The sequence below is a fragment of the Mesorhizobium sp. M2A.F.Ca.ET.039.01.1.1 genome, from assembly GCF_003998035.1.
In the GTDB taxonomy this organism is placed as follows: Bacteria; Pseudomonadota; Alphaproteobacteria; order Rhizobiales; family Rhizobiaceae; genus Mesorhizobium.
In genome coordinates this window covers 1-1,366 of sequence record NZ_RZRY01001141.1, presented here as the reverse complement: position 1 = coordinate 1,366, position 1,366 = coordinate 1, and the positions used below count along the sequence as shown (strand labels likewise).

Genomic DNA, 1,366 nt, shown 5'->3' with positions numbered 1-1,366 from the left:
CGGTTAGGTTGCGGTTGGGCTCGGCATCGCGGATCAGCGCGCGCACGACCATCTCGGCGCGGTGCTCGAGATAGCCGGAGGCCTCGATCCACGAGGCGCGCGGCAGGTCGAGGCGGCCGGTGGCGGCAAGGAAGCGGAAAACCTTGTCGGCATCGTTGATCGACAGGTAGCTGACCTGCCAGGGGCGTGAGCGGCGGAAGCCGGGAGCGGCCGGATCGCAGATCACCGTTGTCATGTCGGGATCGACGAAGACATAGAGGCCGCCGAAATGGCTGGTCCAGTAGGCATTGTGGCGGAAGATCACCTGGTCGGGGACCAGCGCGTTCTCGCGGATGTCGCCGCAGATTTTGGCCAGATCGACCATGCGCTGCAGCATGGCATTGTCGCGCCAGGCGTCTGGCTCCTGCTTCAGCCGGTCGACCAGCTTGCCGAGCTCGGCCGCCTTTCCCAGCACATCCTCGGCCGACAGCACCTTGAACTCGACCTGGTTGATCGAAAGCAGGTCCTCGATGTCGTTGACCTTGGGGACCGAGTCCTCGATCTCGCCGTAGATCACGTCCTTGATGGTCAGCGCGTCGATGGCGCGCCTGTTCTTCGACATGAACTCGAACATCAGCTGCGAGGTGTTGGAGAAGGCGGTGTGCACCACGGGCAGATCGATCTGCGACGGCGTCAGGATAATGAAGCGGCGGTTGACCTCGTTGGGATCGAGATAGTCGAAGTCGCCGCACTCCTCGGCGATCTCGGGCGAGAAGCCGGTGCGGTCGATCTGGAAGCTCTTCAACCTGGTCGGCTCGAGGCCGAAGGCGACAAGCGCCTTGTTGTAGCGCTGGATGAGATGCGGCTCGTCGACGGCGAGCAGCCTGCCGTAGATCAGCTCGTTATCGCGCAGGAGGTCGGGTTTCTTGGCGGTGGGCTTCATCTTTCCTTCTCCCCGTTCACGGGGAGAAGGTGCCCGAAGGGCGGATGAGGGGCGGCGCCAATGCTCATCATCCTTGCTCCGATCTTGCGGCCGGCAGAAATTTCGCATCGACCCCAATCATCTTTCGATCCAACCGACCATCCAGCGCCGCAACAATCGTATCCAGCACGCTCGCGCAGTTGGTCAAAACATCTGCGTGCCAAACCCTCAATACGGACCAACCGTTTCCGTTCATCGTCTCGTCCCTGTATCGACCGGGCATGTTGGCTGCCGTCAACCTCGACAACCAGATTGGCTCCGCGGCAAGCGAAGTCCGCGAAGTAAGGGCCGATCGGCAGTTGGCGAACAAACTTGTGGCCGTTCAATCGCCGCCCCCGCAGTTCATGCCACAGCCGTTCCTCCGCATCGTTTTCGACCTGCCGCAGCTCGCGGGCTCTCTTAACC

1 protein-coding gene and 1 pseudogene are annotated in these 1,366 nt (G+C 62.2%); both read right to left on the bottom strand.

Annotation, left to right across the window (positions count from 1 at the left end; all coding sequences use genetic code 11):
- Positions 1-922: DUF6638 family protein (locus tag EOA24_RS37980; RefSeq protein WP_127410827.1), on the bottom strand; the 922-nt coding region annotated here is incomplete at its 3' end.
- A gap of 67 nt (positions 923-989) precedes the next feature.
- Positions 990-1,366: pseudogene (locus tag EOA24_RS37975) on the bottom strand (DUF559 domain-containing protein); the annotation flags it as partial.